The organism is Vibrio sp. D173a, from assembly GCF_030248475.1.
Genome location: NZ_JAHGAH010000556.1, coordinates 1 through 736, shown reverse-complemented (window position 1 = coordinate 736; position 736 = coordinate 1). Strand labels below are relative to the sequence as shown.

At 50.1% G+C, this 736-nt stretch carries 1 protein-coding gene and 1 pseudogene; both read right to left on the bottom strand.

The genetic code is table 11. The features are described from left to right. Positions 1–541, bottom strand: a 541-nt coding sequence (locus KIV40_RS27500) for an AarF/UbiB family protein (RefSeq protein WP_285352380.1), incomplete at its 3' end; no start/stop codon positions are given. Next, positions 538–736: pseudogene (locus KIV40_RS27495) on the bottom strand (hypothetical protein); the annotation flags it as partial. The gene KIV40_RS27500 and the pseudogene KIV40_RS27495, both read right to left, overlap by 4 nt.

Below are 736 nucleotides of genomic sequence, written 5' to 3'. Positions count from 1 at the left end.
GAAGCGACTTGGCGACTATACTCGCCATTCGGTGCATCAGGTTTATATCTTCATCAATCACAGGGCGAATATCAGGGCGAATTACCTTAAGTACCACCTCTCGACCCGAATCTTTCAGTTTTGCCGTATGCACCTGTGCAATCGAAGCCGATGCCAGTGGCTTAATATCAAAGTCGGTAAACCAGTTATCTAAACTGCCGCCTAGCGCCTTCTCCATATCGCGCTTCGCCAACTCGCCGTCAAACGGGGCAACTTGGTCTTGCAGCAAAGCTAACTGATCGGCAATGTGAGGAGGAAACAGATCGCGACGCGTCGACATCATCTGACCAAACTTGATCCACACAGGGCCAAGCTCTTGCAGTGCAAGGCGCAGACGATGGCCGAGTTCCTTATCTTGATGACGATTTTTAAGCCAAAACAGTGACTTTCGAGCCAACAATGGCGCTTTAGTCAATTGGTGCTCTGGCATCAATTCATCAAGGCCATACTCCAAGTGTACCTTGATAATGTGATAAAGACGTTTCAGTTCTGCCGGCGTCATGCTTTCTCCAGTAGAGTATTCAGCTTGGCCTCAAGGCGCGCTGTGGCACTTTTGACGTCATCAACCTGATCACAGAAGTGCGCAATCTCTAGCGGGGCTGGTGCAATCTTCCACTCTTCGGTTAGTACCTGCGCAAAGTGGCTCTGGTGCTTATTGGCTTGCGAAGCGACAAAACCGCCGACATTCTTAACGCCC